Genomic DNA, 8,077 nt, shown 5'->3' with positions numbered 1-8,077 from the left:
CGCTCGCGCGTCCGGCGGCCCGTGCCGCGACACGTCGGCGCGTGGGGCCTCCCGCGCGGGGCCGGGGCGCCCCCGCGCGGGACACCGCACGCGCCCTCCGTCCGGCGCCGGGCGCGCGGGCCGGGCCGTCCCCGCGCCGGTCCGGGTGAATCTGCCCGGTCATTCGTCGTCCCCCCAGTCGTCGAAGGCCTCCGCCCACGAGCCCCCGCCGGACGGCGGCGGCGCGGAGGGGCGCGGCGGTGCGGGACGCGTCGGCCTGGCGGGGCCGCGTGCGTCGCGCCGGTCGTCGTACTCGCTGTGCTGGTCGCTGCTTCGGTCGCCGTGCGGCCCACGCCGCGGCGTGTCGTACTGGTCGTCGAACCGGTCGTCGTAGGCGCGGTCGTACTCGCGGCCGCGCTGCGGATCGGGTCGGCGCTCGGGCGCGGGTCCGCCGCGGGCGCCGGGCTGGTCCTGCCGGTCGTACGCGCCGTACGTGTCGTCGTAGTCGGCGTCGTAGCGGTCCGCCTGCCGGGCCGGGGGCGCGTCGGGGCGCGCGGGGGATCGGTCGCGGTGCTGAGGGCCGCGCGGTGCCTCGTATGACGCGTCGTAACTGTCGTCGTACCGGTCGTCGTACGGGTCCGCGCGCCTCGACGCGGGCGGGTCCACGCGCCGGTCGGCGAACCTCGGGTCGGGGCGGCCGTCCTGGCGCGCCGCGTACTGGTCCTCGTACCGGTCGGTGCGGCGGTCGTCGTAGCGCTGGTCGTACGCGTCGGCGGAGCGCTCGCGGTGGCGGTCCGGAGCGGGTCCCCCGTCCCGCGCGGACGGCACAGGCCGCACCGGGTACTGGTCGAGCGTCGGCGCGTCGGGCCCGACCGCCTCATAGGGACGTGTCGTGCGGGCGTCCTGCTCGTCGGCGCGGACGTGCCGGGGCACGGTCTCCGCCTGCCCGGGATCCGCGGAGCGCTCCGGCCGGGGCACGGGGCGCGCACGGGTCGGGGCCGGCGGCTCGACGGTCTCGGCGTCGATCACCTCCGCCTCCGCGCTGTCGGCGACCTCGTCCCCCCACGCGTCACGCGCGGCCGCCCGCCGGCCGTCACCGGCGCCCTCCCGGAACCTCCGCCCCCGGGCGCGCGGCCGCGGATCCGGGTCCTGCCACGGGTCGCGGTCCTGCTCCCGCGCGGCGTCCGGCTGCGTACCGGAGGTGATCGCGGCGGGTGTCGGCGCGGAGACCGCGGGCCGCCGCAGCGCGGACCCGCGCAGGCCCGCGATCAGCATCGCGCCCGCGTCACCGAGCTGGTGCGGCTCGATCGCCTCGTGCTCGACCAGGTACTTCAGGATGTCCATGGCCTCGGTGCGCTGCGCGCGGTCCTCGTCCGCGGCGATCGCGATGATGCCCTTGAGCGCCTCGGGGTCGTCGTCGAGCATCATCGCGATCTGCGCGTGCTGCCCCTCCGCGATCAGCGCGGCGATCTGCCGGACCCGCTTGACCTGCAGCCCGATCCGGGAGTCCTGCTCGACGCCCTGCAGCTCGCCCTTGAGCTTGCTGACCTCCACCTGCCCCTGGATGCCCTTGAGCGTGGTGGCCAGCTTGACGCTCGCGGCGTCCAGGCTGATGCGCACGAACACGTCCGTGCGGATCCCGTACGTCGCCCCGATCGGCTGGGTGCGCTGCGCGAGCGCGACGGCGTCGGCGATCGCCTGGTCGGCCGCCGCGGACTCGGTGACCGGGAACCTGCGGGTGATCGTCCGCAGCAGCTGCAGGAGTTCGGAGCGCAGCGGCGCCTCCAGGTCCTCGACCGCGGTACGGACGGCCTGGTCGGGGTGCGTGACCTCCCAGTGCACGTCCACCTCGGTCGGAAACCGCTGCGCGTCACCCGCGGCCGGGAGGTCGACGGTGAACTGGCACATGTACCGGCCCGCGGCGATCCCGTGCGTGGTGATCGGTTTGGCGAACAGCGGCTTGCTGCCCTCCTCGTGGCCGTCGGGCCAGGTCACGAGCATCTGGCCGCGCGGGTAGTAGCGGACCGTCGCCGCCCGGCCCTCCTCGTGCGGCAGCACCACGGCGTTCCGCCAACGGCCGAGATACGGGCCCTTCACCGCCCGCGGCTTGCCGGCCTCTCCAGCGCCCATCAGTCCATCTCCTTCCGGATCGCGTCGCGCAACCGGCGTGCGAACCCGACGTCGAGCGGCGCGTCGGCGTCCCGCATGAGCCTGAGCAGCCGGAACACCAGCCGATCGCAGTCGTTTTCGTCGTAGACGAGGTCCGGCAGGAAGTCGGCGATCAGGTCGCCGAGCACGCGGTCCTCGGCGCCTTCGCGCACCCACGCGTCGAACGCCTCGAGCGCGGCCTCACGGGAACGCGGCTGGTAGAGGGCCTCCATCATGAGGTCCGCGATCGGCTCGTAGATGTCCTCGTGCGCGGCGGCGAGCGCCAGCATGAGCGGCCATTCCCCGTAGTCGCCGAGCACGGGGGAGGTGAGCGCGTCGTACACCTCGGACGCGGGCGTGCGGGCCATCCGGATCGCGCACACCAGCGCGAGGTCGCGGCGCTCGACGCGGTCGTCCTCCATCCACGTGCAGATCCGGTCCACGACCTCGCCCGGCTCACGCGTGCCGAGCAACTGCACGACGCCGTAACTGGCTTCGGCCAGCCGCATGTCGTCGAGGTCCTCGGGGGTGCCGCAGCCGATCCGGGCCAGCTCGTCCAGGGACGCCGCGACCGAACCCGCGATCACCCCGCGGCCGTGCGCGAACGCGGCCGTGCAGCGCAGCTCGGGGTGGTCGCCGCGACCCCAGTCGCGCACCAGCACCTTCACCGCGCGCGAGAGTTCGGTCTCGCCGCCGGCCAGCGCGAGCGCGTTCGCCGCGAACAGCCGGTTCTGCGCGGACGCGGACAGCGCGGTGGGCCGGATCAGCTCGTGGAACCCGTACGTGAAGTCCAACGCGGTCAACAGCCCGGCCGCCAGCGAGGCCCGCACCCACACCTGCGGCCGCGGGTCGAGGCCGAGCGCGAGCAGCCAGCGCACGATCGGCCCGCGCACGTTGTGGAACCGGTCCCAGACGTGGCCGAGCACCGCGGCGGTCAGCGCCTCGCCCTGGAACCGGACGGCGCGCACGGGGACCGCGACGCCTCCGATCTCCTCCTCGCCCCGGACGATCTCGGCCCGGGCCGCCGCGAGGGAGGTCCGCAGGTCGTCGGTGAACAGGGGCCGCCCGACGACGTGTTCGGGATCCAGCGTGGCGGCGAGCTCCCAGGCGAGCAGCTCGGCGGCTTCGGCGACCTGGTTGTAGGAGGCGCCGTTGAAGACCGCGATCGCGATACGCAGGGCGGCGGTCCGCAGCGCGGGGAAGCCCTCCGGGAGCCCGTCCCGGCACTCGATGTTCTGGAACCAGCCGCTCACCAGGCCGCGGGCGAAGAGCCGGCACTCGCGGAGCAGTTCCTCGCGGGTGAGCGCGCCGCGTGCGTGGGACTCGAGCAGGCCGGCCAGCCACGCGGTCTCGCGTGGCCGAAGCTCGTCGAGGCCGATCGCCTCGCGGATCTCCGGGTCGGCGGCCAGCGTGACGGAGTCGGTGATCTCCTGGTAGTCCTCGTAGACCTCCGCCTCCGGGTCCGCGTCCACGGTGAGCGCCACCAGGTGTCGGCGCAGCGTCGCCTCCGGATCGGGCGGCACGCACGGCACGCTGTAGCGGCCGCGCAACACCCGCTCATCGGCGACCGCTTCGTCGACGACGACGGTCAGGTACGCCTTCGAGTCGCTGAGCAGCGCGCGGAGCCGGTCGAGGCGGAGCTCGGTGATCGCGTCCGTGTCCGACGCGACGCGGACGACGTAGCCGTGCCGCTCCGCGAAACTGGCCGGCTGGAGGTCGCCGAGGGCGGTGGGGTCCATGCGCATGACGCGGTCGCCGGTGTGCTTGCGCAGCAGCGACAAGGCGGTGAACTCACGCCCGGTGCCGGGGCGTCCGGACAGGACGACGAGGCGGCGCTCCGCGAGCACCTGCGCCATCCGCGCGCGCTCCTCGACCGGCTGGTAGACGCGGTCGAGCCGGTCGAGCTCGTCGGCCGGGACCGGGCCGAGCACCAAGGCGCCGGCTGTGGCCTGGGCGCCGTAGTGGTGGTGGGTGTGCGAGCCGCCGATCTGTGCGTGGGTGAGGGTGCTCTTGTCGAAGAACAGGTTCGTGCCGCGCACGTTGAAGAGGTTGCGGCTCTGCTGGTAGGTGCGTGCCGCGTCGCCGATCGCGTCGACCGAGCCCGGGGCGGCGGCCGCGTCGGCGAGCGGGCTGCGCAGCGCGTCGGCCACACGGTCGTGTTCGCCGGTCCGGTCGCCCGCCTTGTCGTCGGAGGCGTCCTCGGTGCCCTTCGCGTCGTCGGGCGGAGTGTCGGGGGGACTGTCCGCGCCGCCGCGGTGCGCGGCGTCGCCCTTCCCCGACCGCCCGGGACGCTCCACCGGCTCGACCGGCTGGCCCTTACGGGGCTCGTGGCCGCCCGCGTCACCACGCCCGCCCGCATCGCCGCGCCCGCCCCCGGCGGGCCCCGGACGAGCCGCACGCGGTGCGGCCCCCGCAGCCTCGCCGCCGCCCCGTCCCGGGCTCTCCACGTCACTCATCGCCGCCCCCGGTCTGGTCATCGGATGCCGGACGCGCTGCGCGCGGCGCGGCTCCTGCGGCTTCGCCGCTGCTTCGGCCCAGGCTCACGTCACTCATCGCCGCCCCCGAGTTCCTCGTCGGGCGCTGCGGCGCCGGTCGGAGCGGAACCCGGGTGGGTGCCGAAGACCCCGCCGTGGATCGTGGAGCGGTCGAAGACCATGTTGGTCCCGACGACGTTGAACACGTTGCGGGCCGCGGTCGGAGCGTCCTTCCGGCGCGATGCGGCAGGCGGAGTCTCCTCCTGCGGCGCGCCTGCGGACCGGGGGTCCGTGCCGTCGTCCCGCGACTCTGCGCGTGCCCCGCGCGGAGCGTCCGTGCGCGAGGCCTGGTCGTCGGGTCCGCCGTCCTCCGATCGCTTTCGTGGGCCCGGTGGCTCCGTCGATCCCGTCGATCCTGTCGGGACCGGCGGTTGGCTCATGCCCGGGACCCGGAACCACGCGAAGGTGTCGACCTCCTTCGCCCGCACCGGCAGCTTTGCGTACGCCTGGGGTTCGACGCCCGGTCCGCCCTGCCGTACGACACCGTCGTACAGAGACGACGACGCGACCATGACCAGAGGGGCGTCCGGTGCCGCGGCCAACACGGCCTTCGCCGTGTCGCAGTCGACCAGCCGGCACGCGAGGTCGACGGCGGTGCCGACCAGGCCGTAGCCGTCGCGGCGGACCTGGCCCGCGTGCATGGCGACGCGTAACCGGACCGGGTCGCGCAGCGGTTCGTTGTGTTCGCGGACGGCGCGGTAGACGGCGTCCAGCCAGACCCCGGCCATGCGTTCCTCGGGCACACCCGCGCCGATGGCGGCGAGGACCCCGTCGCCGCGGTCCTCGACCGTCGTCTCGTCCCGCAGCACGCGCGCGGCGTCGAAGGCCTCGTCGAGGACGTCGTAGACGATGCCGCGCATGCGCAGCTTTGCGCGGTCGCTCAGCCGGCCGGAACCGGCCACGTCCAGGCCGAGGATCAGATGGTGCTTCGCCTCGTCGAACACGGAAACCCCCACTCGCTGTCCTGGGAAGAGGCTGGCCGGATCGGCCGCGCGGCGCTGTAGCGGTTTACACAGCGCCCGGCCGCCCCTGTGGTTCGCGCCCGGTGCCGAGCAGGCGCAGCAGGTCGGCGTCGGCGACCTCGAGGTGGCGTGGGCCGGTCCGGACGACCCCTTGCTCGCGCAGCAGCCGCAGCGCTTTGGCGACGGCTTCCCGCGTGCAGCCCACGGCGGCCGCGAGTTCGTGTTGTGGGAAAGGGAGTTCGACGCGGGTTCCGGCCCGGTCCGGGACCCCGGTGTGTTCGGCGAGTTCGGCCAGACGCGCGGCGACCCGTTGGAGGACGGTCAGCGAGGCGAGGGTGCGCCGTTCGCCGTCCGAGCTCCGCAGCCGGGCGGCGAGCTGGCGCATGACGAGCATGTTGGCGTGCGGGTTTGCGGCGAGGAACGACCGGAACCGGTCTGCGGGGACGATGCGGGACGTGAGCGGGCCGAGCGCGGTCACGGTCGCGCTGCGCGGTCCGTGGTCGACCGCGGCGATGTCGCCGACCATTTCCCCCGCTCCGCGGAGGGCGAGAATCAGCCGTCCGCGTTCGGTGCTCACCGAGACCGTGGCCCAGCCCTCCATCAGCAGGACGACGAATGCGGTCCGGTCGTTTTCCCGGATCACGGTTTCGTCGTGGGTGTACGCACGCGGCGTGCCGAGGGAGAGAAGTCGGCCTCGTTCGAAGGGAGTCAGCGCGTCGAGAAAGGCTCTGTCGCCCCCGAACAGCCCCACCGCGCCTCCCCTTCGCAGCTCGCGATCGAGAATATCGCCAATACGATCGGCCGACGGCCGATATTCGGAATAGTTGTATGGCGCGCGTGCTGCGGGAAAAGCGGAATGATCTTCGTCGATATTTTCGAGTAGGTTCGGGAACGACGATACGACTGTTCGATAGGTTTCGTAAGTGAGCGTTATGCGATCCTCGCTGTCGTCCGGTGGGACGGATCTGCATCTTGAGCTGCCCGCGACCGGAAGCCGCCGGGCGGCGCTGGCCGGCGCACTGCGCGACGCCGTGCGCGACGGGCGGCTCGCGCCGGGCACGCGGCTGCCGCCGTACCGCGCGCTGGCCGCCGACCTGGGCGTCGCGCGCAACACGGTGGCCGACGCGTACGCCGAACTCGTGGCCGAGGGCTGGCTCACCGCGCGCCAGGGCTCCGGCACCCGGGTCGCCGACCGCGTCGTGCCCGGACGGCCGGCGGCGCGGCGCGCCACCGCGGCCCGCCAGGCCCCGGCGGCCGCGGTCGTCCACAACCTGCGCCAGGGCCAGCCGGACGCCACCGCGTTCCCGCGTACCGCGTGGGTCGGCGCGGTCCGCCGGGCGCTGAGCGCCGCGCCCAACGACGCCTTCGGGCCCGGCGATCCGCGCGGCCGCCTCGAACTGCGCCAGGCGCTCGCCGACTACCTCGCGCGGGTGCGCGGAGTCCGCACGACACCGGCGAACATCGTGGTGTGCTCCGGCTTCGCGCACGGCCTGCGGCTGCTGTTCGGCGGCCGGGTGCTGCGCGGGCCGCTCGCCGTCGAGTCGTACGGACTGGCCTTCCACCGCGCCTTGTTGGCCTCGGCCGGAGTGCGCACGCTGCCGATCGGGCTGGACGCGAACGGCAGCCGCACCACCGAACTCCCGGCGCGCGGCGGGCCGTCCGCGGTCCTGCTCACCCCCGCGCACCAGTTCCCCACCGGCGGCCCGCTGCACGCCGAGCGCCGCGCGGGCGTCGTCGACTGGGCTCGCGGTCGTGCCGGCCTCGTCCTCGAGGACGACTACGACGGGGAGTTCCGCTACGACCGCGAGCCGGTCGGCGCCGTCCAGGGCCTTGACCCGTCCCACGTCGTCTACTTCGGCTCGGCCAGCAAGAGCCTGTCGCCCGCGGTGCGGCTCGGCTGGATGGTGCTGCCGGACCACCTCGTCGACGAGGTGCTGCGCGCCAAGGGTGAACGCGAGGCGTGGGCCGGGGTGACCGACCAGCTGACGCTGGCCGAGTTCATCACGTCCGGCGGCTACGACAAGCACATCCGCCGTCGGCGCCAGATCTACCGGGCGCGCCGCAACCGGCTGGTGGAGGCGCTCGCCGCGCACGCTCCGCACATCACCGTCACCGGCATCGCCGCCGGCCTGCACGCCGTCCTGCGGCTGCCGCCCGGCACCGAGGCGGCGACCGTCGAGGCGGCGGCCCGGGCCGGCATCGCCCTCGACGGGCTCGCGGCGTTCCGGCACCCCGACGCCACGGAGGCGACTCCGCACGCGGACGGCCTGGTCGTCGGCTACGCGGCACCGACCGACAACGGTTATCCCCGAGCGCTCGACGCACTGCTGCGCGTCCTGCCTGCAAAGGGGGCCTGACCGAACGCCGAAACGGCGGCGGGCGCCCCCCGGCGGGGGGGGGGGGGGCCCCCGCGGGGGGGGGGGGGCCCGCGCCCCCCCCCCCGGGCCGGGCCGC

General features: G+C 74.7%; 5 protein-coding genes. 1 reads left to right on the top strand and 4 read right to left on the bottom strand.

Annotated features, from left to right (window positions below; genetic code table 11):
• Positions 1-159: 159 nt before the first annotated feature.
• From QI554_RS38380 to QI554_RS38365, 4 genes are all read right to left on the bottom strand, one after another.
• Positions 160-2,109, bottom strand: coding sequence for a hypothetical protein (locus tag QI554_RS38380; RefSeq protein WP_281477201.1), 1,950 nt, complete (start codon positions 2,107-2,109; stop codon positions 160-162).
• A complete protein-coding gene (locus QI554_RS38375) occupies positions 2,109-4,424 on the bottom strand; it encodes a hypothetical protein (RefSeq protein ID WP_281477199.1) in 2,316 nt (771 codons plus the stop codon). The genes QI554_RS38380 and QI554_RS38375 overlap by 1 nt, the downstream gene beginning before the upstream one ends.
• Before the next feature lie 248 nt (positions 4,425-4,672).
• A complete protein-coding gene (locus tag QI554_RS38370) occupies positions 4,673-5,617 on the bottom strand; it encodes a hypothetical protein (RefSeq protein WP_281477197.1) in 945 nt (314 codons plus the stop codon).
• Between the two features lie 52 nt (positions 5,618-5,669).
• Positions 5,670-6,374 carry a Crp/Fnr family transcriptional regulator gene (locus QI554_RS38365; RefSeq protein WP_281477195.1) on the bottom strand — a complete coding sequence of 235 codons (705 nt, stop codon included), beginning with the start codon at positions 6,372-6,374 and terminating at the stop codon, positions 5,670-5,672.
• A 181-nt stretch (positions 6,375-6,555) separates the two neighbouring features.
• On the opposite strand from QI554_RS38365, the gene pdxR reads away from it, so the two are divergent.
• Positions 6,556-7,980, top strand: a complete 1,425-nt coding sequence (gene pdxR / locus QI554_RS38360; RefSeq protein ID WP_281477203.1) for a MocR-like pyridoxine biosynthesis transcription factor PdxR — start codon at positions 6,556-6,558, stop codon at positions 7,978-7,980.
• Positions 7,981-8,077: the final 97 nt, after the last annotated feature.

It is taken from the genome of Yinghuangia seranimata (assembly GCF_029953285.1).
Classification (GTDB): Bacteria; Actinomycetota; Actinomycetes; order Streptomycetales; family Streptomycetaceae; genus Yinghuangia; species Yinghuangia seranimata.
The sequence above is the reverse complement of the archived record's forward strand: the minus strand, read 5'-3'. Positions and strand labels throughout refer to the sequence as shown.

Coding starts and splice junctions, on each gene's coding strand:
- pdxR (WP_281477203.1), top strand. CDS start 6,556: ATGCGATCCTCGCTGTCGTCCGGTGGGACGGATCTGCATCTTGAGCTG.
- QI554_RS38380 (WP_281477201.1), bottom strand. CDS start 2,109: ATGGGCGCTGGAGAGGCCGGCAAGCCGCGGGCGGTGAAGGGCCCGTAT.